The sequence below is a fragment of the Peribacillus sp. AS_2 genome (assembly GCF_026891895.1).
Taxonomy (GTDB): Bacteria; Bacillota; Bacilli; order Bacillales; family DSM-1321; genus Peribacillus; species Peribacillus frigoritolerans.
On sequence record NZ_JAPTGA010000007.1, the window covers coordinates 1 to 25,800 of the forward strand.

Sequence of the window (25,800 nt, forward strand, 5' to 3'; positions counted from 1 at the left end):
TTCATGTCAGGACTTTTTTCAGGTTAATTCCTTTTTGACCTTTCCGTACTTTCCTCCGCCCCCCACTTCAAAAGAAAGCGTCCCTTTTCTGGCAGAATCGATGTAGACCGCCAATTTTTCAGGAACGATTTCCATTAGCTGTTCAAGCGTAACTTCATGAAGGATATTCATCTCTGTTCCAAATGCCACCAGCAGTTTTTCCATGGATTTAGGTCCGAGTCCCGGGATGAAGTCGAGTGGCACTTGATGGATATACGGCGGCCTTTCCTTTCCGTCTCTTCTGTCCATCCCGGAAACGGAGAGTTCTTCAATCCTGGCCGATACCCCTTTAATAATGGATTTATTACCACACTCAGGACATTGTTCACTATCCCTCAATACCTGATGTAAGCACCCTGAACATACGGTTTGATGATACTTTCCCAATAAGGGGTTCAATCCATAATTAACGGTCACCTTGCGATTCCCCGTTTCTTTAAGGGCTTTTGCCAGCTCATTGAAACTTGGCTCTTCAAGCAGGACTTTTTGATATTCACGAGCGATTTTCCCAAGCGAATGCGCATCGGAATTTGTTACGAATACATAGGAGTCCAACTCCTCGATATCCTTGACCATTTCTGTATCCGAACTTAAACCAAGCTCGATGGCATCAATTAGCTCCGGATCGAATACTTCAGTCAGACTGGATCGCACCCCTTTTCCATATAAGCTTTTAAATGGGGTGAAAACATGTGCCGGGATAAACAGGCCGCCCAGTGACTTCACGGTTTTTTGCAGCGTTCTTCCATCACAATAAATCCTTTGGGAGCTCAAGGTGATATTTTTAACATGTCCGCTCATCCATGAGGAGAATTCCTTCATCGCTTTTAAAGTGGGAAAATAGGCGAGGACATGGATCGGCCCATTACAATTTTGATCATAAATTTCAATCTCCGATCCCGGAATGATGGTTGTATTCTTGTATTGAAGTCCGCCTTCAGTCTTTTCCGTGATTTCGCCATCAAGAATCCCCGCTTCGATCTCTTCGATAATTTCAGGAGAATGACAATCGATTATCCCGATTAGATCAAGGCCCTTCCTTTCACTTGCCACTTGCAGCACATTGCTGAAGGTTAACGTTTTAGCACCTGTTATTTTCACGGCCCTTCCGCTTCTCGTTCTGCCTATATGGATATGCAGGTCAGCGTAATACTCTTTCATTTATGATGTCATCGCCTTTTTCAACTGCAAATACTGAACTGCATATGCCGTTTTGGCATCCTGGATCTTCCCTTCATCCATATAAGTTTGAGCTTCCTCCAGCGTGAGTTCAAGCATCTCGACAAATTCATCTTCATCCAGCGGTGCCGCATTTTCTTTCTTTTTCAAATTGTGGGCCACATACAGGTGGACCAATTCATCGGCGAAACCTGGGGATGTATAGAAGGATATGATGTGCTCCATTTTTTCACATTCATAACCTGTCTCCTCTTCCAGCTCCCGTTTAGCCGACAGGACCGGTTCTTCGCCTTTTTCAAGCTTCCCTGCAGGAATTTCCACCAAGCTTCTCTCCAGCGCTTTACGGTACTGTTCAACCATGATGATTTTATTTTCTGACGTGAGAGCTATGACGGCAACCGCTCCCGGATGCTTGATTATTTCACGTTTACCCGTTTTCCCATCAGGAAGCTCTACATCATCCACTTGCAGGCTGATTACTTTTCCTGTGAAGATTTTTTCCGAAGACAGCGTTTTTTCTTCAAATTTTTTCATCGTGACCACTCCTCTGTTCTAATTGCAGCATGATTCCTCATACATTTTACCATAATAGAGATGGAGGGCGATTTAATGAAAGTTTACGTATTGGAAAAAAGCGTTACTTTATCCGGAAAGAGTTGGGAAATTATTCAAAAACTAAAGCAATTACAAAATCAATATGTTTATGTCAATGATTGGATTGCCGACATTCACGATCAGGTGCCACCCACTCCTTTAAAACGGATCAAGTGAATTCTTTGAGTGAAATGGATTTCTCCTTTACAATGAATGTAAAGGGAGTGGATAACATGAAAAAACGCAGACTAGGAAATTCTGACTTGCTAGTTTCTGAAATCGGGCTTGGATGCATGTCACTGGGGACTGTTGAAAATCAGGCATCCGAAATCATACAGGCCGCTTTAGATGAAGGAATCAATTATTTTGATACGGCCGATTTATATGATTTCGGTATGAATGAAGAAATCGTCGGAAAGAATTTAAAATCGGTCCGCGATAAGGTATACATAGCCACCAAGGTCGGAAACCGCTGGAATGAAAATAAAGATTCCTGGAGCTGGGATCCATCCGGCGCTCATATTAAAACGGCAGTAAAAGATAGCTTAAAGCGATTGAGGACTGATTATATTGATCTTTATCAGTTACATGGCGGCACCATTTCAGACAATATCGAAGAAACGGTAGAAGCATTTGAAGATTTGAAAAAAGAAGGCTATATCCGATATTATGGAATTTCCTCGATTCGTCCGAATGTCATCAAGGAATTCACTGAAAAGTCTGAGCTTGATTCCGTGATGATGCAGTTTAATCTGCTCGACCGCCGCCCAGAAGAGTGGCTGTCCCTTTTAGCCAACAAACAGATCAGCGTGATCGCCCGTGGGCCCCTTGCCAAAGGGCTGCTCAGTGAAAAAATGCTTGAAAAGGCAAATGAGGATGGATACCTTGACTATAGCTATCACGAACTTAAAGATTTGCTTCCGCAAATAAAGGACAAACTTTCCGATAGGAAGTTGAATGAAACGGCACTTCAATATGTATTGTCCCATCAAAGCGTAGCTACCGTTGTTCCAGGAGCAAGCTCAGTACAGCAGCTACGTGATAACTGCCAAGCTGCCAACAGCCCTTCACTGTCCACAACCGAGTTGGATATCCTGAAGCGGTTGACCAAAGTGAACAAATATGAAAGTCACCGGAATTAAAAAAGAAATGTCTTGACAAACCTTTAGGCTGCTCTATCTCCGTTTAACCAACGGGATAGTCAGCCTTTTTCCGTTCCACCTTTTTTCGCCTTCTTTACCAACTTCAAGTTTCCGATCATTCTAATTCCTTCCAAAACCCATTTAGCGGTTTTAAACTTATCATTGGACACCCTAAAATTAATGTTGTACAATTCAGTTGTGCACAATTAAAAATAACAAAGATAAGGGAGAAAAAAAGATGACAAAAACATTATTTACAACGTCTGTAACAGTCGATGGCGGAAGAGAAGGAACGGCAATTTCTGCTGACGGCAACTTCACGGTTGATATTGCGATGCCTGGAACACCAAGGGCTAAACAGATGCCTGAAGCATCTAATCCGGAACAGCTTTTTGCAGCTGGATATGCTGCATGTTTTGATAGTGCTTTGCAATCAGTTGGTAAAATTGAACGCGTTTCTTTCGATTCAAAAGTCACCGCAAGCGTCAGTCTATTGATGGGTGAGATGCATCAGTACAGCTTGGCTATAACTTTGGCTGTGAAGGGAACCGGGGTCGACAAGGAGACATTCGAAACCCTTGTTCATAAAGCGCATCAAATGTGTCCTTATTCAAAAGCAATCAACGGCAATGTGGACGTCGCCTTTGAAATAGATGTAGATTAAATCCGACAAAAAGACGCTTGGGGAACCCCAAGCGTCTTTTCTTTGCTAAAATTGCTGTAAAGTTTTCAATAGTTGGAGCAGTGAAGCTTTTAAATCCTCGACCACCTTCTTATCCTCACCCGACATTGCCGAAATGCGATCGGGAATGAAACAGGCCTCTGCCTGTAAACCAAGTCCCTTTTCCGTCAGCTTAATCATGACAGACCGTTCATCTTCAGTGGAACGTTCACGGACAATCAAGCCATTCTGCTCCATTCGTTTCAACATGGGGGTAAGCGTTCCTGAGTCAAGGGCAAGGAGCTCCCCAAGTTTTTTTACTGTAAGTGTATCCTGTTCCCATAATAGAAGCAGAACAAGATATTGAGGATATGTCACTTCAAGTTTATCAAGCAACGGTTTATATTTCTTCGTCATTTCCCGCGAACTTGCATAAAGCAGGAAACATAATTGGTCTTCCAGCACTTTTTCTATTTTATTTTGCATCCCATCACCAGCTAATAGTAGTCCATCCGATATGAAAGCATATCGAACTTATCTTTAATATAATCGTTATACTTTATAAAATAAAGGAATTCCTGAACAGAAAAAGGGAGCCAGCCCTTTTAAAATTTTAACTGCTCCCTGTTCTATTTATAGTTCTTCCAGTTCAGATTGCTTTCACCCAATAGTTCTTCGAATGATTTATTCTTCTCCCGCTGCTTTCTTTCTTCCCGTTTTTTTTCTTCTTCCGCTTCCCTTTTCTCTTGTTCAGCCTCATTAAGTTCTTTTTGCTTTTGACGAAGCTGGGACATGATATCTTGATTGATCATATCACCGAGTTTCAATGAAGATGAATCTTTATCTTGGTTTTTGCTTTGAGTTTGTTTTCGCGGCTGTTTCTTTTTCATCCTTAAAACCTCCTGGCCATTTATGAAATAATTATATCACGACTGCCGTTTTCCTCATCATGGTTTTCAAACAGTGTTTTCCCATTTCCCTCATGGTAAAATAAAGAAAATCATTCGAGGAGGTCCTTTCATGAAGAAATGGTGGTTTACACTGGCTGGAATCCTAGCGTATATCATCGGCGTCGGCCTTTATTTTTCCAATCGGATCATGTATATGAAAAAGAAGGAAGATGATTTTATCCAAAATCGTGAAATCATGGCTAAACGCCTGATCACGGAGGATTTTGATAATCTGCCTAAATCGGAAATTTGGGTATCGTCACCATCCGGATATTCCTTGAAATGCTTATTTATCGAACCCCATGACACCAAAAAGTGGGTGGTCATTTCTCATGGTGTGACGGAGAACAAAGTCAATTCGATTAAGTACATGAACATTTTTCTTAAGCGGGGCTTCAATGCGATCATTTATGACCACCGCCGGCATGGGGATTCCGGCGGCAAGACGAGCAGTTATGGACATTATGAAAAATTCGACCTGAAGGCCGTAATCGATGAATTGAAAAGACGTAAAGGGCCCGACCTTCATATTGGCATTCATGGAGAATCCATGGGGGCCGTAACCCTGCTTTTATATGCCGGAATGCTTGAAGATGGTGCTGATTTTTACATTGCCGACTGTCCATTTTCAAACTTCGAGGATCAGATCAAACACAAGCTCAAGCATGAAGTCCCATTTCCTTCTTGGACCGTATTTCCGCTCGGGCGTACGTTCATCAAACTCCGTGACGGATATTGGACCAATGAAGTGTCCCCAATCGATTATATGAAAAATATCCGAAAACCCGTGCTGTTCATCCATAGTGAAAATGACAGTTTCATCCCCGCTTCCATGACAGCGGAATTATATGCAGCAAAAGAGGGCCCAAAACAGCTGTACATCGCTAAAAAAGGGGCCCACGCTCAATCTTATAATGAAAATCCAAAAGAATACGAAGATCAAATCGATCAGTTTCTAAAAAAACTTGTCTGAGAAGAAAAGAGAGGGTGTCCACGATCCCCTCTTTTGCTTTAGTTAGATTTTATTAAAAAAGCTCATCCTCGGATTTAAGATTTGATTCGGACTTTTTAATTGAAAGCTGTTCGCTTCCGGAACAAAGTCTATTTTCATGACTTCATCAAGAAAAATCATTTTTGATTTCTCAACATATAGCGGAATTCCGTTCGTTTCCACTTTTTCGGTACCTTCTTCAGGTTCGTTGACCCACCATAGCGCCGTCACACCACTTACCACGCAGCCGCAGCCATCAGTATCATATTTCAACTGTAAATATCCTTCTTGTCCCTGTACCTTACCGGCTATTTTCCCAGCCGCTGTTTCCGTCCATTCAATATACATGATTGCTGCCTCCCAATGACTTTGTATTCCCCCATTATAAACGATAAAAACGTTTCTGTTAAAGAAACTGCCTCCTTTGCAAGCGTCAGCCGACACGAAAATCACTTTCTTCATTGACGGTGCTAACAAATGCCGATTCTCATACTCCTCCGTGATACCTTTCATCACGATGCCGTTTTAAAAGGCTGTCCCTTGGGGAACAGCCCTTCCGCTCATCATTCCATTATCCTTACATCCGCTATATCGGAAAGCCTGATATAGTGAGCCTGCTCAAACCGGTCAACGATATGAAGCTTTTGGGTGAGCTCATTATAATAATGGATCCTGCCGATTAACAGCTGATACCGGTTTCCTTCATAATGAGCAATCGTGACATCCTTTCTTTCCTCCATCGCTTCCCCCATTACCGCATTCATTTCTTCCAGTTGCTGCTCATCCAGGATGCGCTTCGTTTCATAGCCATCCTCCACCGCCCAATCACGGAGCATCTTCACATGTTCCGGCAACATCATCGATGTCCATTTGATACGGCCGCGATCACGAATCATTTCTTTTCCCTCCTTTCAAAGTCAGCCTTACGCCTTACGCCTTATGCCCACCAAGCAGCTTGCTTCGGTATACGGCTGTACCTGCTTCTGTATACGAAACGGCACGCAATAACGATTTGGCTCCATATTTGTGGCGGATTCGATCAACCGTGTAACTCAATTCTCGCTTCTTCCAGCGCGAAGCATCAAATAGAGTCAGCTGCATTTCATTATCATCCACAATATTCGAGAGTCTGACCTCTATGCTTCGAACCGTTTTTTGCTTATAGTTCTCATGGAAAAGCTCCAGGCAAACTTTATATAACTCCATCGTGATGTTGGTCGGTTCGTTAATCGAACGCGAACGATGGAAACCTCCGCCAAACTCATCCTTGCTGTAACCAATGCCTAGGCTCACCGTTCTTCCTGCCTTACGATGGGTGCGTGCCCTTCTTCCAACTTCTTCGCAAATTTCCAGCATGACCTGCTTTACCTCATGCTCATCCTTATAATCCCGCAGCAGGATTTGACTTTTGCCGAAGCTGACCTGCCCTTCGATGATCGCTGCCCCCATATCGGATAAATCTATTCCCCAGGCATGGTGGTAAAGCTGATTGCCCATAATTCCAAACTTCGCTTCAAGTAATTCAAGATCATAATTGGCAAGCTGCCCAACCGTAAATATACCCATTCCATGAAGGGTTTTTTCTACGCGCCTGCCGATCCCCCACATTTCACGAAGCGGGGAAATCGGCCAAAGTTTGCTTGGCACATCCTCATACTTCCATTCCGCAATCCCTTTATGTTTGGCTTCCAAATCAAGGCAAAGTTTTGCCATGAGCATATTCGGTCCAATTCCAATGGCACAGGGGAGCTGTAATTCCCGTTCAATTTCATCTTTTATCTTTTCAGCTATCATGCGGGCATCTCCCCATAAAGAAGCAGCACCATCGACTTTCACAAAACTTTCGTCCACACTATATACGTGAATCGCTTCTTTTGGCACATAACGGTTGAACAAGCGGGTGATTTCCGTAGAAACCCTTAAATAAGTCGCCATTTTAGGTTCAACGACGACAATCCTCGGGTCATTCGGGATCTCAAACATCCGCGAACCTGTCTTGATGCCAAATTCCTTCTTCATCTTTGGAGAAGCCGCGAGCACAATGCTCCCTGTCCTCTTCAAATCACCAACCACCGCCAAATAACAATCAAGCGGGTCCAGACCAAGCATGACCGCTGAACAGCTTGCATAAAAACTTTTCATATCGATACACATAATTGATTGTTTCGGCATCGTCCCATAATCCATCATTTCTTCACCCTAACAAGAATATATGTTCGCTTTATTATATTCATAACTTTAACCGAATATACGTTCTTATTCAATGGAAGTTTTCATACAAATTTCTACTTTTTATTGTAATTTCCTTGAAAAATATAATAGATACTAAAAATGGATAAAATACCAAATTTAAACTTAGTATCCAGATTGTTTTTTTTGAAAAAGATTAATTGGTAGCTTGAATAATTTTAAGTAGGTCCATATGCTCGTTTTTTTAAAATCCCTCCACCCTTTTCAACAGACTTTCGTCTATTCGGAAGCCAGTCTTAATGCTCATTTTTTGTAATGAAATTGTAACCAAAATTATGTCTATTTGTCATAATGGTATTGTAGGATAATATTGTTAAGAAATAATAGAGAGATAGATAGAGAGGAAATGAAAACTATGAAGAAATGGATCGCTTCAGCTGCTGTTGCATCTGCCATGATGCTAACCCCACTGCAAGCCTTTGCCAATATTGGAGACCAAACCCTCAGACCCGGAATGACACATAGTGATGTCAAACAACTACAACAACTATTAAAAACCAAAGGTTATTTCACATATTCAGGTTCACTGACTACATATTACGGCACCTATTCTGTATCAGCAGTAAAAAAATTCCAAAAAGCCAAAGGGTTGACTGTTGATGGAATTGCCGGCCGAGGCACATTTAATGCGCTTGGTGTTTATAATGTCAATAATACTAGCTTGATCAGCTATGCAAAAACCTTAATAGGCAAACCTTACAAGTGGGGCGGAACAACACCAACTGGATTTGACTGCTCAGGCTTCGTCTATTACGTATTCCAGAAATCTCAAGGAATTACCTTACCGCGTACAACATCATTGCTCTATTCCAATACAGGTTTAAAAGTATCTTCACCAGCTAAAGGTGATCTTGTATTCTTTGATACTTCTTCTGGAAGAACAGGAGTATCCCATGTTGGGATCTATATCGGAAATGGCCAATTCATTAGTGCCACGTCTTCTAAAGGAATAACCATTACGGATATGGATAATTCTTATTGGAAACCAAAATATTTAGGTGCGAAAACTTTATAAAATCCAGGACAAACAACCGGACAGAATTCAAAGTGATTCAGTCCGGTTGTTTTATTTTATATATAATATTTCATCCGTTACATCCTCAACAGTCACAATGAATGAAGAATCCAAGTTGGAACGATTCATCATTTCGATATTATAAACATGCTCTGAGGGTAAATGGACGACTTCGAGAACCATGAATCGCTGACTTTCCGCTTTGCTGACATGATCGAGAGCAGCAATGACCGCCCTTTGTTCGGCTAAGCTGTTTTCATCCGTCAAAACAAGAATCAATTCAGCTTCCGCTTTCCCAGGAAATGATTTCTTCACCCCGCCCCGGTACCATGGTTTCACTTTCATCCCGATTTCCAGTTCGGAATAATCAAGGTCATTACCATGTTGATCTTGAATATATGTATCATTGGTCACCTTATAGTACGTCCCTTTAATCAAAATCCTCTTATCGTCAAGATCCGTAATGAAACCTTCTTCCCCTTTATCAATGGATTCATCCATGTTCCAATCGGGGGATTGACAGCTGCCCAGTATAAAGGCGACAAATAAATATATATAAAGGTTTACAATCATCTTCATGAAAATCCCTCCTAATAGAAATAGACGGATTCCCAATGAAATAGTTACCCATTCAAATGATAACTTTGGTTAATTCAAAAGGGGAATGTCATCGACATTCCCCTTTACCTATTATTGGACCAATTTTCATCTGGAATCGAAAGACTAGCCTACTTTTTAAAAAATGCTTTTTTTCCTAAAGTTTCGGTGATCTTCGGAAACATGTTATACCATTTCCCAGCTAAATTCATCCAGCCAGGGAGATTGATTTCCCTCTTGTTGGTCAGCATCGCCGCTACGATTTTAGCAGCGACATCTCGAGGCTTAAGCATGAATTTTTCAACGTTCTTTAAGTATGTACCTGATTCATCCGCAATGTTAAAGAAATTCGTTTCTATAGGGCCAGGATTGACTGTGGTCACAAAAACATGATCTTCCATCAGTTCGAGCCGAAGTGCGTTTGAATAGCCAAGAACTGCGAACTTGGTAGAAGAGTACAATGTTGATTTAGGAGTGGCGATTTTACCGGCCTGTGAAGCGATATTGATGATATGCCCCGATTTTCTCTGCTTCATATACGGCAGAACCAGCTTTGTGCAGGCCATTAAGCCAATGACGTTGACAGCAAACATTGCTTTCGTTTCATTTAATTCCGTATCCTGCGCTTCTTTAAACGTGCCGAAACCAGCATTGTTGACCAACACATCCACTTGACCTATTTGCTCATGGATGTCATTAAAAACATTTGTCACCTGATCAGTGTCTGCAACATCAAGCTTATAGGCATATGCATCAATCCCATATTGGGTGATCAGTTCCTTCTTTAGCAGCAGTAATTTATCCATGCTTCTGGCCAAGAGGACGAGACGGCCTCCCTGTTTTGCACTTTGAATGGCAACTTCCTTGCCAATCCCTCCGGAAGCACCGGTAATAACAATAACTTTACCTTGTAACTTATTCAAAAAAAGCGGCCTCCTTCGAACATTAAGCGATTGAATACAGAATGACCCCTGATTGGATTTCTGTTTGGACTTCACCCAATTCTTCTAAATAGTCCAGCTGACCGACCGTTTCCGAAAGTGTCAGGCCCACCTCCTGAAGGTATACTTTCGGAAACAACTGCTGACACACTTCAAAGACAGATAAAGGCTTATCTTGAAGCATGCTTTTCACTTGCATGGCACGGTTATGCTGCCGATCGAATCTATATTGAATCAAGTCTGCAACTGCATCCCCTGCCACTTCAGATCCATGTCCTGAGTAAACAGTGGATATGGGGAAATCCAATAATTTTTGAAGTGATGCATTATATTGCAGTAACGGACGAGGCCTCATGCCTCCAGGCAGTAAAGGTGGTTCCATTAATGGGTTAGGTGAAATCTTGGCAAGCAAGTGATCGCCAGCGATCATGACCCCGTCACTTTCCCGGTAAAAAGATAAATGGCTTTGCGCATGCCCTGGAGTCTCGATCACTTTCCAGCCTGGAAGACCAGGAAGCTCATCCCCCTCAGCTAAATATCCATGCAGCTTCCGTTCACTAAGGAAACGGATTTCGTCGCGGTTATGGATCAGTTTATTTTTCAGCTCTTCTGCCACTCCGAACTTTTTGGCATAATCAAGAAAAAAACGATTATGGGTTTCAAGGAATTCATCACTGATAGTCAGCCAGCGCTGATTATTTTTGTGTCCATAAACCGGGATATCCTTTTCAAAGAAATCGAGTGCACCAGCATGATCGGGATGATGATGGGTTAAAATGATTTGTTCGATATCAGTCAGTTTCAGACCTAAATCCCCAAGACCGTTAGTCAAGGCTTCCTTTGAACGTTTGGTTTTCACACCAGTATCGATTAATGTTAAAGCATCCCCTTTAACGACATAAACATTCACATCACCCACTGCAAACGGCGTGGGCAAAGCAATTTTCGCAATATCTCCATTCCAATTCGCCATAATCTTTTCCACCTTAGAAAATTATATTTATATAAATCTTTCTATACGCTAAACAGGATTCTAAGTATAGCTATCATGTATAATTAACATTTTACATGTATTTTAAATCACTGTCATTATTTTCACATAATTCATGTCTACTTTTTATCGTCCATGCATATATTATCATTGACAGAGTACTGATATATCCTTCATAATCACAAGTAATTAAAGACGGCATGGCATTGATTAAGGCCAAGTAAATTTATGATGGCGTAAAGAGAGTGAAGCTCGGAATGTGCTGAAAGGCTTCATCGCCCCCTCATTATTGAACCTACCTTATGAGCCTTCAGGAAAACCTGACGTAATTCCCGCGTTAGAGGAATCAAGTGCAGCTTTTCTGTATTTATTATGGAAAAGTTGAACAAAGGTGGTACCACGGAAGCTAGACCTTTCGTCCTTTATTGGATGAGGGGTCTTTTTGTTTTTCATAAAGGCTCTTTTCGTAAAGATTGTTGTTTTTAAAACGAAACTATTTAAGGTTGATTGGAGCGGAAGTGCGAGACTCCTGCGGGAGCAGCGGGCTCACCGCCCGCACCAAGGAAAGCGAGCATCTTGAAGGGAAATCAACCACAACTCACTACCTGGTAAATAGCAACAAAGTATGTGAAAACAGCCTTCATAAAATGGCCGAAAATTCAAAAGAAAAAGGAGCGGGAAATATGAAAAAAATCGCGTTTATCGGAGCTGGATCGATGGCAGAAGCAATCATTTCGGGGCTGGTGACCCAACAGGTAATTGAACCAGAAAATATTTTTGTAACAAATAAATCAAATGATGATCGGTTCGTTTATTTAAAGGACCAATATGGTGTAACTGCAACACGATCACTGCAGTTATTAGTACAGGATGCGGACCTTGTCGTACTGGCGGTGAAACCGAAAGATATTTTAGAAACGATGCAATCAATAAAAGAATACATTCGTGAAGAAATGCTGTTCATTTCCGTTGTTGCCGGGGTTCATACAACAAGCTTGGAAGGAATCGCCAACAAGCGGTTTTCGATCGTCCGTGCCATGCCTAATACATCGGCAGCTGTAGGAAAATCAGCAACGGCCCTTGCGGCTAACTGTCATACGGAAGACTCGCAATTACAAACGGCGATTACCCTTTTTGAAACGGTGGGTACGGTGGCAGTGGTCGAAGAATCCCAGCTAGATGCGGTAACAGGCTTATCAGGCAGCGGTCCTGCTTATATTTATTACTTGGTCGAGGCATTGGAAAAATCAGCGGAAAAAATAGGGCTCGATTCCGAAACTGCTAAGCAATTGATTCTCCAGACATTGATGGGCGCAGCCGACATGTTACAGAAATCACCTAAAACGCCTGCCGTACTAAGAAAGGAAGTAACTTCACCAGGCGGAACGACTGAAGCAGGTCTGAAAGCACTACAAGCACACCAAGTGGAAGATGCATTCATTGCCTGTGTACAAGAAGCGACAGAGCAATCGAAGCGAATGGGCAATCAAATAAGTAAAGAACTGGCCAAATATGTAGTTTCGCAGTAAGCCCCCTGATGATGATCGGCTGTTGCCTGGCCACTCCTGCAGCAGTGGCAGGCAACAGCCCTTTTTATGATCCATACGCCTTATAAAATCTTCTGAAGTGAGCGTTACTTTATAATCAGCATATCATTTTCATCGAAACTCCAGTCCTTCGAATACGCAACCTCCCAATAGTAACCATCGGGATCTGAAAAATATCCGCTGTATCCTCCCCAAAAAACATGCTGAGGTGATTTCTCGATTGTTCCCCCAGCATTTTCAGCCCTGTTGATCACTTCATCCACTTCTTCAATTGATTTAGCATTATAAGCGAGTGTAAGACCCGGGAAACCATTTTTCTTAGGCGGTTCCATCTCATTAATGTCTTTTGCTAGCTCCTCTAAAGGATACAAAGCAAGTTTCGTACCGGCATTATTAAAAAAAACGATTGCGGGATCGTCCTCTTTAATCAATGTACGGAATCCCAACCCGTCCCGGTAAAACCTTAATGATTGAGTAATATCCCTGACACCTAAAGTTATAATGTTGATCCTGTTCATGCTAGTCCTCCTTTTCCATGTTTTAAGGGTAAATTCGACATCTGGATCACTTTTCCCTTTTTAGCTTGATTGACCAGCACCCACACCATAGCAAATGCTTCTTAAAGACCACTTTGCAAAAAGCAGCTCAACGGGGAATTCCACCTTGGATTGCCCCTCATGCAAATTACGTAGGAATTCCACTTTCTTTGCCGAATGAATACATGTTTTGTCATCTGTAAAGGAATTCCCCCATACTTATCGAATTCAACAAGCAAAAGGGGGAATCTCGATGAATACAAGTGCAGTTGCCCGGTTACTGAATGTTTCCCATAGTACGATTCAACGCTGGGTCACCCAATTGAACATGGAAGTAGAACGGAATCAGCTTGGCCACTACCAGTTTTCGGATGAAGACATTGCATTATTGAGAAAAATCCAAGATCAGCTTAACGAGGGCATCATTCTCCAAAAGGTCAGCATCTCAGAGAAAAAGATTAGAAAAGCAACCCTCCAGAAACACTCCGAACCGAATAAAGAACATGATCAACTGCTTGAACGGGTCATCAGGCTGGAAAATGGCCTGAAAACAAAAGCGGACGATGTTGTATCCTATCAGCTTTTACAGCACAGAAGTGAAATGGAAGAAATGCACAAACTCGTTAAAAAGCTTGAAGCCCGTATCGAAGCGTTAGAAACACCAACGGGACAGCACTTTGATTATTTCCTCGCGGCTGAAGAGGCTGCTGCCACTAAAAAGACGAAGAAAAGGCCATTCATAAAAATGATTTTCGGAAACAGAAAGAACGATAGTTCATCATGGAGCACAGCCGACAGCGATTGACATCTATTATCAAGATCTTTCATGAGCACCCCACGAATAACCATTTTTGTTAGGCAAAGCATCTCTTCAAAAATAGGACCCGATCTTATTAATTACCCCAAAATAAAAAGGCCCTGACCCAAGATTAAACTCACCTGGGTCGGGCCTTTTCATCATTTTAAATCAACACTGCACGGTCATTGATCATTTTTTCGCCTTTGATGCGTTGGAATTCGTTAAGCAATTTTTCGACGGTTAACTTCTGCTTTGCAGCGCCTCTGGCTTCAAAAATGATCTGTCCCTTATCCATCATGATCAGGGAATTTCCAAGATCGATTGCCTGCTGCATATTATGAGTCACCATCAACGTCGTTAATTGGTTCTTTTCGACGATTTCCTTTGTCAGGTTTGTAACAAGTTCTGCCCGCGAAGGATCAAGCGCTGCAGTATGTTCATCAAGAAGCAGGATTTTAGGATCGGTGAAGGTCGCCATCAGCAATGATAGTGCCTGACGCTCCCCTCCTGACAATAATCCCACTTTTGCAGTCATCCGGTTTTCCAAGCCTAAATGAAGGGTGCCCAAACATTCTTTAAAAAGTTCTTTCCGTTTTTTTGTCACCCCAAAGCCAAAACCTCTTCTATTGGTTCTGCCATAAGCAATTGCCATATTTTCTTCAATCGTCATATGCGGTGCCGTACCCAGCATGGGATCCTGAAAAACGCGTCCAATCATTTTTGCACGGGCATGTTCTTCAATGGCCGATACGTTTTCACCATCGATGATGACTTCACCGGCATCAGGGAGAATCTTACCGGAAATCATATTCATCAAAGTCGATTTACCTGCTCCATTACTACCGATGACTGTTACAAATTCACCTTTTGTCATCTGCAGTTCCAGATTTCCAAGGGCTAGCTTTTCATCTGGTGTTCCCTCATTGAACACTTTATAAATCTGATTTAACCGAAGCATATTCTTCCCTCCCTTTCGGTAAAGTGCCATCATGACGCATCTGTATTTCTTTAAGCCGCCTTTTCTTCCGGGTTTTTTCCTTTTGTTTATCGGAAATTTTTGGAATGACAAGTGCCCCGACCACAATAAGTGCCGTAATTAATTTAACATCTCCCGTTTCAAGGAATTCAACGCGAAGTGCCAAGGTTACGACGATCCGGTAAATGATCGCCCCTCCAATGACAGCCAGCGTAGCACGTGCAATCGTTTTTGCCCCGAATAGAGCTTCACCGATTATGACGGATGCCAATCCGATGACAATGATTCCAATCCCCATGCCTATATCGCTAAAACCGTTATATTGGGCAACCAGGGATCCCGAAAAAGCCACAAGTGCATTTCCGATTGCAAGTCCTAAGATCTTCATGTTGCCAGTATGGGCGGAAAAACTCTTGACCATTGCTTCATTATCACCAGTCGCCCGTAAGGCAAGACCAATTTCCGTTTTTAAAAACGCTGACATTCCCGCTTGGATGACTACAGCCACAACCAGCATAACGATTAATATGGCCCACGTTTTTGGCAGGCTGTCACCGAGACCCACGAATGATAAAAGACCATTCAACAAATTGTCCAGCCCAGTGCCAGCCCAGACATCCTGGATATTCGTGATAATGGTTGTTTGGGAAAGCAACGGAATGTTGGATGCACCCATGATCCGCAAATTGATCGAATAGAGCGCAATCATCATTAAGATACCTGCCAAGAGAGGATTGATTTTCCCTTTTGTATGAAGGAACCCCGTTATCGTCCCAGCGATGAACCCTGCCACCATGGCACACAACGTGGCTACGATCGGCGAGTAACCGTTAACGATCATAATCGCGGCAACAGAGGCCCCTGTCACAAAACTGCCTTCCACAGTCATATCCGGGAAATCGAGAATCCTGAATGTTAAATAGACACCAAGTGCCATGATTGCATAAATCATTCCCGACTCAAAAGAGTTGAATAAGGCTGAGAACATTTTTTTCTTCCTTCCCCGAACAAAAGCAGAGTTTATTTTACAAACTCAGCATCTGCTTTCCATTCTTCTTTTATTTCAACACCCATATCTTTTGCTGCTTTTTCATTGATGACCAATTTCAGTTTTTGTGGATATTGAACCGGAATATCTCCAGGCTTTTTACCATCCTTCAGGATTTCAACCGCTTTTTGCCCCGCTTCATAACCAATATCATAGTAACTGAAGCCATATGCTGCAAAACCGCCAGCATTCACGGAATCAAGCTCGCCGACAAATAAGGGGATATCTTGATCATTTGCCACGGAAATGACCGATTCCAGTGCAGAGACAACTGTATTATCAGTAATGATATAGAAAGCATCCGCTTTTCCGATTAATGATTCCGTTGCCTGTTTAACATCCGCTGAAGTCGAGACGGACGCTTCCACGACTTTCAATCCAGCTTTTTTCGCTTCCGCCTTAACATTCTTTATTTGGACGACTGAATTTTGCTCTCCTGTGTTATAAACCGTTCCAATCGTTTTGGCGCCAAGCTCTTCCGCTAGAAATTTCATTGACTTGGCAATGGCTTCAGGATGGGAATCCGTCGTACCCGTCACATTTCCGCCTGGTTTTTCCAGAGAAGTGACAAGCTCCCCCGCTACAGGATCGGTAACCGATGTAAAGACGATCGGAATATCCTTGGTCGCATTTAAAGCACTTAGAGCACTAGGAGTCGAATTCGCAAATATCAGATCCACTTTATCCCCAACGAAGTTATTGGCAATCGTTTGGCTGTTGTTTTGGTCACCCTGAGCAATTTGAAGATCATACTTAGCATTGATGTCACTATCCTTCAATGCCGCCTGGAAGCCTTCATATGCTTGATCCAAGGAATCATGTTGAACGATTTGTGTTACCCCAATGTTAAAGGTATCCTTTCCGCTTTCATCCTTTGCCGCATCTTTTTCCTTTTCATTTCCACACCCAGCCAATAATAAACCTGCGACCAATGTCATGGCTGCAGTTGAATATAATTTCTTTTTCATATTTTCCCCCCGCTTTTTCCTTATTTAAAATAATGTTTTTCTATCGACGCCAGCTTTTTTCGCTTTTATTTCCTAAATTATAATCGTTTAGTCCCAATTATTCCAATATATTTTTTAACTTTTTAGAATTTTTTGAGTTCTGCATGTAAAACATGAAAAAAGCTGCTGTGAAAGGTATGGTAACTTTCACAGCAGCTTTTGAAAAATCAATGTTCGACAACCTGGCTGACAATTTCGGTAACGGTAGCCCGATCAATTTTTTCTTTACCTTCTTTTAAGGCTTTCAATGTAGCTTTTGCCAATTCCAAAGGTATCTTACAGAATTGGATGATGTCCTTCGTTTCAATCTCTTCAATGTACGCATCGGCTAATGCAAGATTACGCTCCGTATGGGCAAACATCTCGTCGAAACCCCAGCCATCCGGATAAAAGTTCACACCACGTTCTGCATCTTCCTCGCGGTTACGCAGGATATTGACCGTTTGGAGTCCACGGCCAAATGCGATGGCAAGTTCACGGTCCGTTTCGGTTCCATCGTACCAGTTCCACATATCAGACAGCATGACCCCGACTAAACCTGCAACATAATAAGTGTAATCATCGAGTTCCTCTTCATTATGGATTTGCCAGTCCTTAATAACCCATTTTGCCATGCCTTCGGCCATTTCCTTTGTTGACTCCAAGACTTTATCTTTTGCACCGGGTGGACAAAATTCAACCCAGTCCGAAAGAAACAGGGTCACCTCGGGCAGTTCATCCTTATATGGTTCAAATAACTTTTGTAGATTCTCTTCCTTGAAATCCGCATCCGGCAGCTCACTAAGGGCCTGTAACAAAGAAACCTTACTATCTGCAGGAAGACTTGGGTGGTCCTCGATCTCATCGATGGCGCGCATGCAAAGGTATGCAGCTCCAATACCCTCTTGCAATCCCTTTGGGAGATAACTGATTGGAATGAAAAAAGTCCGGCTTGTTTTTAGCAGAAAATCCATCGCTTTAGTATGTAGGTCACTTTTGTCAGTCATATTTACACTCCTTTAAATATCCAATGAACAATTGATTAATTATATCAAACATTGGCTTTGATTTCAGCTGTCCGATTCCTCTGAATACAAAGGAACTTTAATCGCCATCAGATCTTCACCCATGATCGTATTTGCAAAGATTGCTTTGCTTTCCTCTTTTAGCCTCTCAGCATCCTCTGGAGTATACCGTGAGCTGATATGCGTAAGGATTAGATGCTTAGCTCCCGCTTTCAAGGCCGTTTCTGCAGCCTGAACGGTGGTCGAATGATAATAGGCTGATGCCATTTCAGCTTCTTCCGCTGAAAATGTAGCTTCATGAACAAGGTAATCCGCCGATTCAGCAAGAATGAGCGTATTGCTACACATTCTTGTATCACCAAGAATCGTGATGATCCGGCCTTTTTTTGGAGTACTGATATAGTCCTTCCCATTTATGACACGGCCATCATCGAGACAGACTGTTTGTCCATTTTTCAATGCTTTAAAAAGAGGCCCCGGCTTCACACCTTCGGAACGCAGCCGGTCGACCAGCAGGCTACCCGGACGATCTTTTTCCACAATCCGATAACCGATGCTGTAAATGCCATGATCAAGCGACTTGGCAGTCACTGTGAATTGTTCGTCCTCAAACACTGTGCCTTCTTCTATTTCGATGATTTCCAAGGGATATTTTAAATGAGTCCCACTCACCTGTAAGCTCGTCTTAATGAATGAATCTATGCCTTGTGGACCATATACGGTCAATTTATCCACTCCGCCCTGAAAAGATCTGCTGCTTAAAAAACCAGGCAGTCCGAAGATGTGGTCACCATGTAAATGGGTGATGAAGATCTTTTCAACCTTTCGCGGTTTGACCGCCGTTTTTAATATTTGATGCTGTGTTGCTTCCCCACAATCGAATAACCAAATAGTCCCTCGTTCTTCCAATAATTGAAGGGCGATTGATGTCACATTCCGCGCTTTGGCCGGAACGCCAGCGCCTGTACCCAATAAAACGAAATCCACTCATACTACCTCCGTTGCAAATACTTTATGCCTTAACTATAGCATAACCAAGGTGCTCTTTCATTTATGACCCATTAAAACCGAAACCAAATTAAACTTTTAATGAAATCTGAGAAAAAATGCGCAAATTGATTGCTTTGAGGGAAAGCTAAACGTAAAATTAGAAATTGGTACACATACGGGAATTCCAACTTTATAGACAGATTTAACGGAAAGTTGAGGTTTTAACATGACAGAAAACAATAAACCCACAGCATTGATCATGATTTTTGGTGCTACCGGAGATTTAGCGAAAAGGAAATTGTTTCCTTCCATATATCGACTATTTCAAAAAGAGAAAATCAATAAGTTCGCGGTCGTCGGTGTGGCAAGGAGGCCATTGACGAACGAGGAGTTCCAAATAAGTGTCAAGGACTCGATTCTTACGTTCGGACATGCGGAAGAAAAGGTAGATGAATTCATTTCCCATTTCCATTATCACTCCCATGACGTCTCAAGTTCGGAATCATATTTGCAATTAAAAGACATTGCCGAACAATTAGACGGACAATATCAATTAGAAGGAAACAGGATCTTCTATTTGGCGATGGCACCTGAGTTTTTCGGAACGATTGCCGAACAGATTAAAGCTCAAGGCCTGAGTGACACGGATGGATATAAACGCCTGGTCATCGAGAAGCCATTTGGACACAGTTTTGAAACAGCACAACAATTGAATGAGCAGATTCGGACTGCATTCGCTGAAGATGAAATTTACCGCATCGATCATTATTTAGGTAAAGAAATGGTACAAAATATCGAGGTCATCCGTTTTTCCAATGCCCTTTTCGAGCCGCTATGGAATAACAGATATATATCCAATATCCAGGTTACTTCAAGCGAAACACTCGGCGTTGAAGAACGCGGGCGTTATTATGAAACCAGCGGTGCCCTAAGGGATATGGTCCAAAACCACCTGCTGCAAATGGTGGCCTTGCTTGCAATGGAACCCCCGATCGCTTTGACGACTGAAGAGATTCGAAGCGAAAAAGTACGGGCATTGCGTTCACTTCGACCAATGAAGGTCGACGAAGTCAACCAATACTTCGTTCGTGGCCAGTATGGTGAAGGAACGATAGACGGTCAAATGCTTCCGGCCTACCGAAATGAACATAATGTAAATCCCGAATCCAACACAGAGACCTATGTTGCGGGTAAATTGATGATTGATAACTTCCGTTGGGCCGGTGTTCCTTTTTATATCCGTACCGGTAAGAGAATGGATGTCAAATCAACGAATATCGTTGTTCAATTCAAAGATATTCCAATGAATCTGTATTATAAAACGGAAGAAACGCTGAATCCGAATCTTCTCGTCATCAATATCCAGCCTGACGAGGGTATCACATTGTACTTAAATGTCAAAAAATCCGGGACGACATCCAATACAAAGCCAATGAAGCTGACCGTCTCGAACAAAGGGATCGAACACATCAATTCTCCCGAGGCATATGAAAAGCTATTGTTTGACAGCATGCGCGGGGATGCTACAAACTTTACGCACTGGGACGAGGTTGCCCTCTCATGGAAGTTCGTCGATACCATTTCCAATGCATGGGAAAATACTAAAGAAGAGTCTTTCCCTAACTATGAAGCGGGATCAACAGGTCCACTTGCATCCGATGAACTTCTGGCGGAAGATGGACATATTTGGTGGCAAGTCAAGAAAAACGAAAATAATGATTGAAATGAAAAAGGGATGCAGATTTGAATCTGCATCCCTTCTTCTTCATGAAACACTCTTCCTCAGCAATTTATTCCGGATAATATGAAACATTTGCTTGGACTTGGACATTTCTTCCCCTTTTTCTGAATTGAGCCAAAATGAAACACCGGATTCTAAGGCAATGAAAAATAAAAAAATGGCTACAGCCCACCAGATGATGAACATAAAGTCCTCCGCTCCTTCTCTCTCTTTCTGCCTACTGTATTCTACGGCCCGCCCATCTCTTTCAATGTTTATATTCCTTTTTCCACAGGTGTTTAAACCTAAAAAAGCAAGGATGAATGTCATACATCATACTACGATTTCCCTAAAATAGGTAAATTAATTGGAACTATTTACAACTAGTTCATTTTTACCATTTTTACCTTATCTAAAAAGCATGGTAAGCCTTTGCTGAGGATACACTAAAAAAGGTGCTTAGTGACAGTACCGCTAACTTCGATGTGGAGGGATTAAACGATGGACATTCGTGAAGGGTTAATTCCAACAGCGTTGGGCACAGCCGTGACAGCTGCGGGTTATGCAATGAAGCAGACCCGGGGTTCAAACAAAATGGTAGCTAATACGGTTTTTGGTTTCGGTTTGGCACATGTTGTATTAGGGGTCATTGATCTTGTAGAGCATCGGAGATAGTAATAAAAGGGGGCGCCAAGCGCCCCCTTTTTACATGAAACAAAAAAGCCGGCTTAAAGGGGATCTCCTTTAAGCCGGGCTTGAACTTTTTATTTTTCCATCCATTCGGTATGGAACGTTCCTTCTTTATCAATGCGTTGGTAAGTATGAGCTCCAAAATAGTCACGCTGAGCTTGAATCAGGTTGGCTGGCAGCGTTTCTGTACGATAGCTGTCGAAATAGGCAAGTGCCGATGACAAGCAAGGAACCGGGATTCCGTTCATCACAGCCGTTGATACTACCTCACGTAAAGCTCCTTGATAGCTTTCGACGATCCCTTGGAAGTAAGGATCTAGAAGAAGATTGTTCAAGTTCGCTTCACGATCGTACGCTTCCTTGATTTTTTGGAGGAATTGTGCACGAATGATACAGCCGCCACGGAAAATCATCGCGATTTCCCCATATTGCAAGTTCCAGCCATTTTCTTCTGATGCTGCTTTCATTTGTGCAAATCCTTGTGCATATGAACAGATTTTGCTCATATAAAGTGCTTTTCGGATACTTTCAATCAAAGCCTTTTTGTCGCCTGTAAATGAATCGGTTTTTGGACCACGAAGGATTTTACTCGCTTCGACACGCTCGTCCTTGATTGCTGAAATAAATCGGGCAAACACGGATTCCGTAATGATTGGAAGCGGAACACCAAGATCAAGCGCACTTTGACTTGTCCATTTACCTGTACCTTTTTGGCCAGCTTTATCTAAAATGACATCGACCATCGGCTTGCCGGTTTCTTCATCATATTTTTTGAAAATATCAGCAGTAATTTCAATTAAATAGCTATCAAGTTCCCCTTCATTCCATTCAGTAAAGACTTCATGGAATTCTTCAGCAGATAGTCCAAGGAGATTTTTCAGAAGGAAATAAGATTCGGAAATCAATTGCATGTCCCCGTATTCAATACCATTATGTACCATTTTAACATAATGACCTGCCCCATCCGGTCCGATATACGTGCAGCAAGCATCACCATCGACCTTAGCTGAAATATCCTTCAAAATCGGTGCTACAAGTTCATATGCTTCTTTTTGACCTCCAGGCATGATGGAAGGACCTGTTAGAGCTCCTTCTTCCCCACCTGACACGCCTGTACCGATGAAATGGATGCCAAGCTTGCTTAACTCCTCATTGCGGCGCTGAGTGTCCTTGAAGAAGGTATTCCCTCCATCAATAACGATATCACCTTTTTCAAGCAACGGTTTTAATTGCTCGATTGTTGCATCCGTTGCCGCTCCGGCTTTAACCATCAATAAAATTTTCCGTGGTGTTTCCAAAGAATTGACGAATTCTTCAAGCGTATAAGCGGCTGTTACGTTTTTGCCTTCCGCTTCCTTCATCATCTCGTCCGTTTTTGATCCTGAGCGATTAAATACGGAAATTGAATATCCCCTGCTTTCAATATTAAACGCAAGGTTCTTGCCCATTACGGCTAGTCCGATAACGCCAATCTGCTGTTTTGTCATGATTCATCTTCCCTTCTCTCTATCTTTACACAGCTTGTACGCTATTCTTTGTCAAAAGAAGGATCTTTCCTCCTGGATTGCTCAAAGAAATCTTTGCTGAAGCTAGTGTCTGTTCCTATTGAACGTTTTTTCAAGGGTAATCCCTTTTTAATAATATTTTCTCCGTACTTATTTTGCAAGTGTTCCATCGCATCATACAGAGGTTCTTTTTCTGCATCCTCTTGAAAGGAGAAAATATCCAGTTGCTTGAAGGCCGACTCTTTTTCGATGACATCATAGGCTGTGACACCAAGAAGCCTGATTCCTTCCCCATTCCAATTTTTCATGAAGAGATCGATAGCTTCATCCAAAATATCCTTTTTTTCAAAAACTGGATTTGGAACAGTCCTGCTTCTCGTAATTGTCCGGCGGTCTTTGTAACGGATCGTCACACCTATTTTTTGACCAAGGAGGCGTTTATTTCTCAAGCGGACGGCAACTTTCCCGGAAAGCTTTTCCAATACACCGATCAATTCTTTTTGATTGGCGGAGTCATGCGGAAGAGTTGTCGAGTTCCCGATGCTCTTATGCTCAAAAATCGCTTCGGGATCCACTACCCTTGGGTCAATTCCATTAGCCCTATCTTTCAAACGGATGCCATTGATCCCAAGAAGCTGTTTAAGTTGACTATCATTGGCGTGTGCAAGGTCCCTGATCGTCATGATCCCGATAGTTTGAAGCTTTTCCGATGTCTTATCCCCGATGCCATGCATTTCGCCCACTTGTAAAGGCCAGAGCTTTTCCGGAATGTCCCGTTTCCTTAATACGGTGATCCCCATAGGTTTCTTCATATCAGAAGCCGTTTTGGCCAAAAATTTATTAGGGGCAATCCCGATACTGCAAGGGAGATCCATCGTATTAAAAATTCTTTCCTGAATGCTATTGGCTATATCTAAAGGCGAACCCAATTCGGCGCATTCACTGATATCCAGATACCCCTCATCAATCGAAACCGGTTCAACCATCCCTGTATATTGCCTCAAAACATCGAAAATAGCCAGTGATGCCTTTCGATAGCGCTCGAAATTCGGTTTCTGAATGACTAATTGCGGACATAATTTTTTCGCCTGCCAAATCGGCATGGTCGTTTTAACCCCGAACTTCCTCGCCTCATAGCTGCAGGTGACGATTATGCCCCTTCTCTCTTCAACATTGCCTGCAATGGCAAGCGGTTTGCCTTTCAATGAAACATCATATGACATTTCCACTGAAGCATAGAAACTATTCATGTCTACATGGAGAATGACCCTGCCATTTTTGGGATACATGTCCTTCATGTTTGACCGTCACATCCTTGTAAAAATAAAAAACATTTCTATTAAAGTATCCCTATTTATCTTTGGTAACCACGCTGAAAGATGCTTCCACTCCAAGAAAAACAGCCATCATATCATTGATGACTGTACATATATCCTTCAATACTTTGAACATCTTGACCTATTATGGGTGATTATTCCCCTGAAACTTCTTTGATGATAGTGATGACCATTTCAGCTAGCTTCGTTAATTCCTCAACTGGAATTCTTTCATTCGTAGTATGGATATCTTCATAGCCCACTGCGAGATTGACAGTAGGGATGCCAAAGCCTGCAATGACATTTGCATCGCTTCCACCGCCGCTTTTAACCAGCTCGCATGGACGGCCGATTTTCTCTGCTGCCTTTCTTGCGATTTCGACAACATGGTCACCAGCACCATATTTAAAACCAGGATACATGACGGTAACTTCAACTTCAGCACGTCCGCCCATTTCAATGGCTGCAGTCTCGAAAGCCTCTTTCATTTTCGCTACCTGTATTTCCATTTTTTCAGGGATCAAGGATCTTGCTTCTGCAAGGATTTCAACATGGTCACAAACAATATTGGTTTGCTGTCCCCCCTGGAAACGTCCGATATTGGCTGTCGTTTCTTCGTCGATTCTGCCTAATGGCATTCTAGAGATTGCTTTGGCTGCGATCGTAATGGCCGAAACGCCTTTCTCTGGAGCGACACCAGCGTGAGCAGTCTTGCCTAAAATGGTTGCGGACACTTTCGCCTGAGTAGGTGCAGCAACAACCACATTGCCCACTTTTCCATCACTATCAAGTGCAAAACCGAATTTAGCCGTTACAAGGGAGCGATCCAATGCCTTTGCCCCTACCAAGCCAGATTCTTCACCGACTGTAATGATGAATTCAATTGTACCATGTTCGATATTCTGTTCTTTCAACACTTTAAGCGTTTCTAACATGACCGCCAATCCAGCTTTGTCATCCGCCCCTAATATGGTCGTTCCGTCTGACACTATGTATCCATCTTTGATGGAAGGCTTGATTCCATTCCCCGGTACAACCGTATCCATATGGGAGGTGAAATAAATGGTATCTACGCCTTCTTTCGTTCCTTTTAAAGTACATACTAAATTCCCTGCACCATGACCGGTGACTGCTGTTGTATCATCTTCAAAAACTTCTACACCAAGTGCCCCGAATTTTTCTTTCAGCACTTTGGCGATGGCTGCTTCATTTTTCGTTTCGGAATCGATCTGCACCAATTCCATAAATTCATTAACTAAACGTTCTTCATTAATCATAAAATAAAACCTCCAAAAAAGTTTTCCTCTTCAAT

29 protein-coding genes are annotated in these 25,800 nt (G+C 42.4%); 9 read left to right on the forward strand and 20 right to left on the reverse strand.

The annotated features are described in order from the left end of the window. Positions 1-18: 18 nt before the first annotated feature. Positions 19-1,200, reverse strand: coding sequence for an endonuclease Q family protein (locus tag OTG27_RS13770; protein ID WP_057278763.1), 1,182 nt, complete (start codon positions 1,198-1,200; stop codon positions 19-21). Further along, positions 1,201-1,752 carry an NUDIX hydrolase gene (locus tag OTG27_RS13775; protein ID WP_034308163.1) on the reverse strand — a complete coding sequence of 184 codons (552 nt, stop codon included), beginning with the start codon at positions 1,750-1,752 and terminating at the stop codon, positions 1,201-1,203. A gap of 75 nt (positions 1,753-1,827) precedes the next feature. Here OTG27_RS13775 and mciZ point away from each other — a divergent pair, with 75 nt between their 5' ends. The 3 genes from mciZ (at position 1,828) to OTG27_RS13790 (ending at position 3,618) form a co-directional block, all read left to right on the forward strand. Beyond that, positions 1,828-1,989, forward strand: a complete 162-nt coding sequence (gene mciZ / locus OTG27_RS13780) for a Z-ring formation inhibitor MciZ (RefSeq protein WP_082854579.1) — start codon at positions 1,828-1,830, stop codon at positions 1,987-1,989. A 56-nt stretch (positions 1,990-2,045) separates the two neighbouring features. Further along, positions 2,046-2,954 carry an aldo/keto reductase gene (locus tag OTG27_RS13785; RefSeq protein ID WP_268937232.1) on the forward strand — a complete coding sequence of 303 codons (909 nt, stop codon included), beginning with the start codon at positions 2,046-2,048 and terminating at the stop codon, positions 2,952-2,954. A gap of 238 nt (positions 2,955-3,192) precedes the next feature. Further along, positions 3,193-3,618 carry an Ohr family peroxiredoxin gene (locus OTG27_RS13790; protein WP_268937233.1) on the forward strand — a complete coding sequence of 142 codons (426 nt, stop codon included), beginning with the start codon at positions 3,193-3,195 and terminating at the stop codon, positions 3,616-3,618. A gap of 45 nt (positions 3,619-3,663) precedes the next feature. On the opposite strand, the gene OTG27_RS13795 is transcribed toward OTG27_RS13790, so the two are convergent. Both OTG27_RS13795 and OTG27_RS13800 read right to left on the reverse strand, forming a co-directional pair. Further along, positions 3,664-4,101 carry a MarR family winged helix-turn-helix transcriptional regulator gene (locus tag OTG27_RS13795; RefSeq protein WP_057278765.1) on the reverse strand — a complete coding sequence of 146 codons (438 nt, stop codon included), beginning with the start codon at positions 4,099-4,101 and terminating at the stop codon, positions 3,664-3,666. A 143-nt stretch (positions 4,102-4,244) separates the two neighbouring features. Continuing rightward, the gene (locus tag OTG27_RS13800; RefSeq protein WP_268937234.1) at positions 4,245-4,505 is read right to left on the reverse strand and encodes a YqkE family protein; all 261 of its coding nucleotides are present in this window, start codon (positions 4,503-4,505) and stop codon (positions 4,245-4,247) included. A 130-nt stretch (positions 4,506-4,635) separates the two neighbouring features. Between OTG27_RS13800 and OTG27_RS13805 the strand changes: the two genes are divergently transcribed. Continuing rightward, the gene (locus OTG27_RS13805) at positions 4,636-5,538 is read left to right on the forward strand and encodes an alpha/beta hydrolase (RefSeq protein ID WP_057278766.1); all 903 of its coding nucleotides are present in this window, start codon (positions 4,636-4,638) and stop codon (positions 5,536-5,538) included. 42 nt (positions 5,539-5,580) lie between these two features. Here the strand turns inward: OTG27_RS13805 and OTG27_RS13810 are convergent, their stop codons facing one another. From OTG27_RS13810 to OTG27_RS13820, 3 genes are all read right to left on the reverse strand, one after another. Then, positions 5,581-5,904: an iron-sulfur cluster biosynthesis family protein gene (locus OTG27_RS13810; protein ID WP_034308178.1), complete on the reverse strand. Its 324-nt coding sequence runs from the start codon at positions 5,902-5,904 to the stop codon at positions 5,581-5,583. 215 nt (positions 5,905-6,119) lie between these two features. Continuing rightward, positions 6,120-6,452: a YolD-like family protein gene (locus OTG27_RS13815; RefSeq protein WP_034308183.1), complete on the reverse strand. Its 333-nt coding sequence runs from the start codon at positions 6,450-6,452 to the stop codon at positions 6,120-6,122. A gap of 34 nt (positions 6,453-6,486) precedes the next feature. Next, positions 6,487-7,746, reverse strand: a complete 1,260-nt coding sequence (locus OTG27_RS13820; protein ID WP_034308185.1) for a Y-family DNA polymerase — start codon at positions 7,744-7,746, stop codon at positions 6,487-6,489. Positions 7,747-8,161: 415 nt separating this feature from the next. On the opposite strand from OTG27_RS13820, the gene OTG27_RS13825 reads away from it, so the two are divergent. After that, positions 8,162-8,821 (forward strand): C40 family peptidase, encoded by a 660-nt coding sequence (locus OTG27_RS13825; protein WP_063575710.1) that lies wholly within the window; start codon positions 8,162-8,164, stop codon positions 8,819-8,821. 51 nt (positions 8,822-8,872) lie between these two features. On the opposite strand, the gene OTG27_RS13830 is transcribed toward OTG27_RS13825, so the two are convergent. The 3 genes from OTG27_RS13830 to OTG27_RS13840 form a co-directional block, all read right to left on the reverse strand. Beyond that, positions 8,873-9,400 (reverse strand): DUF3221 domain-containing protein, encoded by a 528-nt coding sequence (locus OTG27_RS13830; RefSeq protein ID WP_268937235.1) that lies wholly within the window; start codon positions 9,398-9,400, stop codon positions 8,873-8,875. Positions 9,401-9,549: 149 nt separating this feature from the next. Then, the gene (locus OTG27_RS13835) at positions 9,550-10,341 is read right to left on the reverse strand and encodes an SDR family NAD(P)-dependent oxidoreductase (protein ID WP_268937236.1); all 792 of its coding nucleotides are present in this window, start codon (positions 10,339-10,341) and stop codon (positions 9,550-9,552) included. 22 nt (positions 10,342-10,363) lie between these two features. Next, positions 10,364-11,332, reverse strand: a complete 969-nt coding sequence (locus OTG27_RS13840) for an MBL fold metallo-hydrolase (protein ID WP_268937237.1) — start codon at positions 11,330-11,332, stop codon at positions 10,364-10,366. A gap of 701 nt (positions 11,333-12,033) precedes the next feature. Here OTG27_RS13840 and proC point away from each other — a divergent pair. Next, entirely contained in the window at positions 12,034-12,879 is an 846-nt protein-coding gene (gene proC / locus OTG27_RS13845) for a pyrroline-5-carboxylate reductase (RefSeq protein ID WP_095678598.1), read from the forward strand. Positions 12,880-12,983: 104 nt separating this feature from the next. On the opposite strand, the gene OTG27_RS13850 is transcribed toward proC, so the two are convergent. Further along, positions 12,984-13,415, reverse strand: coding sequence for a VOC family protein (locus OTG27_RS13850; protein ID WP_034308199.1), 432 nt, complete (start codon positions 13,413-13,415; stop codon positions 12,984-12,986). A gap of 271 nt (positions 13,416-13,686) precedes the next feature. On the opposite strand from OTG27_RS13850, the gene OTG27_RS13855 reads away from it, so the two are divergent. Continuing rightward, complete coding sequence (locus OTG27_RS13855) at positions 13,687-14,238, forward strand: MerR family transcriptional regulator (protein ID WP_052137288.1); 552 nt, start codon at positions 13,687-13,689, stop codon at positions 14,236-14,238. A gap of 157 nt (positions 14,239-14,395) precedes the next feature. Here OTG27_RS13855 and OTG27_RS13860 read toward each other — a convergent pair whose 3' ends face one another. The 5 genes from OTG27_RS13860 to rnz all read right to left on the reverse strand — a co-directional run bounded on the left by OTG27_RS13860 (position 14,396) and on the right by rnz (position 19,254). Beyond that, positions 14,396-15,190 carry an ABC transporter ATP-binding protein gene (locus OTG27_RS13860; RefSeq protein WP_268937238.1) on the reverse strand — a complete coding sequence of 265 codons (795 nt, stop codon included), beginning with the start codon at positions 15,188-15,190 and terminating at the stop codon, positions 14,396-14,398. Further along, complete coding sequence (locus OTG27_RS13865; protein ID WP_268937239.1) at positions 15,165-16,196, reverse strand: ABC transporter permease; 1,032 nt, start codon at positions 16,194-16,196, stop codon at positions 15,165-15,167. Before OTG27_RS13865 ends, OTG27_RS13860 begins: the two co-directional genes overlap by 26 nt. A 32-nt stretch (positions 16,197-16,228) precedes the next feature. After that, positions 16,229-17,224 (reverse strand): ABC transporter substrate-binding protein, encoded by a 996-nt coding sequence (locus tag OTG27_RS13870; RefSeq protein ID WP_053535655.1) that lies wholly within the window; start codon positions 17,222-17,224, stop codon positions 16,229-16,231. Between the two features lie 206 nt (positions 17,225-17,430). Further along, on the reverse strand, positions 17,431-18,249 hold the full coding sequence (locus OTG27_RS13875) for a phytoene/squalene synthase family protein (RefSeq protein WP_268937240.1): 819 nt from the start codon (positions 18,247-18,249) through the stop codon (positions 17,431-17,433). 63 nt (positions 18,250-18,312) lie between these two features. Continuing rightward, positions 18,313-19,254 (reverse strand): ribonuclease Z, encoded by a 942-nt coding sequence (rnz, locus tag OTG27_RS13880; protein WP_268937241.1) that lies wholly within the window; start codon positions 19,252-19,254, stop codon positions 18,313-18,315. Between the two features lie 229 nt (positions 19,255-19,483). Between rnz and zwf the strand changes: the two genes are divergently transcribed. Beyond that, the gene (gene zwf / locus OTG27_RS13885) at positions 19,484-20,980 is read left to right on the forward strand and encodes a glucose-6-phosphate dehydrogenase (protein ID WP_268937242.1); all 1,497 of its coding nucleotides are present in this window, start codon (positions 19,484-19,486) and stop codon (positions 20,978-20,980) included. Between the two features lie 42 nt (positions 20,981-21,022). Here the strand turns inward: zwf and OTG27_RS13890 are convergent, their stop codons facing one another. Continuing rightward, positions 21,023-21,184, reverse strand: coding sequence for a hypothetical protein (locus OTG27_RS13890; RefSeq protein WP_268937243.1), 162 nt, complete (start codon positions 21,182-21,184; stop codon positions 21,023-21,025). 294 nt (positions 21,185-21,478) lie between these two features. On the opposite strand from OTG27_RS13890, the gene OTG27_RS13895 reads away from it, so the two are divergent. Continuing rightward, complete coding sequence (locus tag OTG27_RS13895; protein ID WP_034308217.1) at positions 21,479-21,652, forward strand: hypothetical protein; 174 nt, start codon at positions 21,479-21,481, stop codon at positions 21,650-21,652. A gap of 89 nt (positions 21,653-21,741) precedes the next feature. Here the strand turns inward: OTG27_RS13895 and gndA are convergent, their stop codons facing one another. The 3 genes from gndA to OTG27_RS13910 form a co-directional block, all read right to left on the reverse strand. Then, positions 21,742-23,154 (reverse strand): NADP-dependent phosphogluconate dehydrogenase, encoded by a 1,413-nt coding sequence (gndA, locus tag OTG27_RS13900; RefSeq protein WP_034308220.1) that lies wholly within the window; start codon positions 23,152-23,154, stop codon positions 21,742-21,744. Between the two features lie 41 nt (positions 23,155-23,195). Further along, the gene (locus tag OTG27_RS13905) at positions 23,196-24,470 is read right to left on the reverse strand and encodes a DNA polymerase IV (protein WP_268937244.1); all 1,275 of its coding nucleotides are present in this window, start codon (positions 24,468-24,470) and stop codon (positions 23,196-23,198) included. Between the two features lie 173 nt (positions 24,471-24,643). Continuing rightward, positions 24,644-25,765 (reverse strand): tripeptidase T, encoded by a 1,122-nt coding sequence (locus OTG27_RS13910; RefSeq protein WP_048678525.1) that lies wholly within the window; start codon positions 25,763-25,765, stop codon positions 24,644-24,646. Positions 25,766-25,800 lie beyond the last annotated feature (35 nt).

Bases quoted from the DNA above. Each gene is read 5' to 3' on its own strand.
- OTG27_RS13770 (WP_057278763.1), bottom strand. From the start codon at position 1,200: ATGAAAGAGTATTACGCTGACCTGCATATCCATATAGGCAGAACGAGA.
- OTG27_RS13775 (WP_034308163.1), bottom strand. From the start codon at position 1,752: ATGAAAAAATTTGAAGAAAAAACGCTGTCTTCGGAAAAAATCTTCACA.
- mciZ (WP_082854579.1), top strand. From the start codon at position 1,828: ATGAAAGTTTACGTATTGGAAAAAAGCGTTACTTTATCCGGAAAGAGT.
- OTG27_RS13785 (WP_268937232.1), top strand. From the start codon at position 2,046: ATGAAAAAACGCAGACTAGGAAATTCTGACTTGCTAGTTTCTGAAATC.
- OTG27_RS13790 (WP_268937233.1), top strand. From the start codon at position 3,193: ATGACAAAAACATTATTTACAACGTCTGTAACAGTCGATGGCGGAAGA.
- OTG27_RS13795 (WP_057278765.1), bottom strand. From the start codon at position 4,101: ATGCAAAATAAAATAGAAAAAGTGCTGGAAGACCAATTATGTTTCCTG.
- OTG27_RS13800 (WP_268937234.1), bottom strand. From the start codon at position 4,505: ATGAAAAAGAAACAGCCGCGAAAACAAACTCAAAGCAAAAACCAAGAT.
- OTG27_RS13805 (WP_057278766.1), top strand. From the start codon at position 4,636: ATGAAGAAATGGTGGTTTACACTGGCTGGAATCCTAGCGTATATCATC.
- OTG27_RS13810 (WP_034308178.1), bottom strand. From the start codon at position 5,904: ATGTATATTGAATGGACGGAAACAGCGGCTGGGAAAATAGCCGGTAAG.
- OTG27_RS13815 (WP_034308183.1), bottom strand. From the start codon at position 6,452: ATGATTCGTGATCGCGGCCGTATCAAATGGACATCGATGATGTTGCCG.
- OTG27_RS13820 (WP_034308185.1), bottom strand. From the start codon at position 7,746: ATGATGGATTATGGGACGATGCCGAAACAATCAATTATGTGTATCGAT.
- OTG27_RS13825 (WP_063575710.1), top strand. From the start codon at position 8,162: ATGAAGAAATGGATCGCTTCAGCTGCTGTTGCATCTGCCATGATGCTA.
- OTG27_RS13830 (WP_268937235.1), bottom strand. From the start codon at position 9,400: ATGAAGATGATTGTAAACCTTTATATATATTTATTTGTCGCCTTTATA.
- OTG27_RS13840 (WP_268937237.1), bottom strand. From the start codon at position 11,332: ATGGCGAATTGGAATGGAGATATTGCGAAAATTGCTTTGCCCACGCCG.
- proC (WP_095678598.1), top strand. From the start codon at position 12,034: ATGAAAAAAATCGCGTTTATCGGAGCTGGATCGATGGCAGAAGCAATC.
- OTG27_RS13850 (WP_034308199.1), bottom strand. From the start codon at position 13,415: ATGAACAGGATCAACATTATAACTTTAGGTGTCAGGGATATTACTCAA.
- OTG27_RS13855 (WP_052137288.1), top strand. From the start codon at position 13,687: ATGAATACAAGTGCAGTTGCCCGGTTACTGAATGTTTCCCATAGTACG.
- OTG27_RS13860 (WP_268937238.1), bottom strand. From the start codon at position 15,190: ATGCTTCGGTTAAATCAGATTTATAAAGTGTTCAATGAGGGAACACCA.
- OTG27_RS13865 (WP_268937239.1), bottom strand. From the start codon at position 16,196: ATGTTCTCAGCCTTATTCAACTCTTTTGAGTCGGGAATGATTTATGCA.
- OTG27_RS13870 (WP_053535655.1), bottom strand. From the start codon at position 17,224: ATGAAAAAGAAATTATATTCAACTGCAGCCATGACATTGGTCGCAGGT.
- OTG27_RS13875 (WP_268937240.1), bottom strand. From the start codon at position 18,249: ATGACTGACAAAAGTGACCTACATACTAAAGCGATGGATTTTCTGCTA.
- zwf (WP_268937242.1), top strand. From the start codon at position 19,484: ATGACAGAAAACAATAAACCCACAGCATTGATCATGATTTTTGGTGCT.
- OTG27_RS13890 (WP_268937243.1), bottom strand. From the start codon at position 21,184: ATGTTCATCATCTGGTGGGCTGTAGCCATTTTTTTATTTTTCATTGCC.
- OTG27_RS13895 (WP_034308217.1), top strand. From the start codon at position 21,479: ATGGACATTCGTGAAGGGTTAATTCCAACAGCGTTGGGCACAGCCGTG.
- gndA (WP_034308220.1), bottom strand. From the start codon at position 23,154: ATGACAAAACAGCAGATTGGCGTTATCGGACTAGCCGTAATGGGCAAG.
- OTG27_RS13905 (WP_268937244.1), bottom strand. From the start codon at position 24,470: ATGAAGGACATGTATCCCAAAAATGGCAGGGTCATTCTCCATGTAGAC.
- OTG27_RS13910 (WP_048678525.1), bottom strand. From the start codon at position 25,765: ATGATTAATGAAGAACGTTTAGTTAATGAATTTATGGAATTGGTGCAG.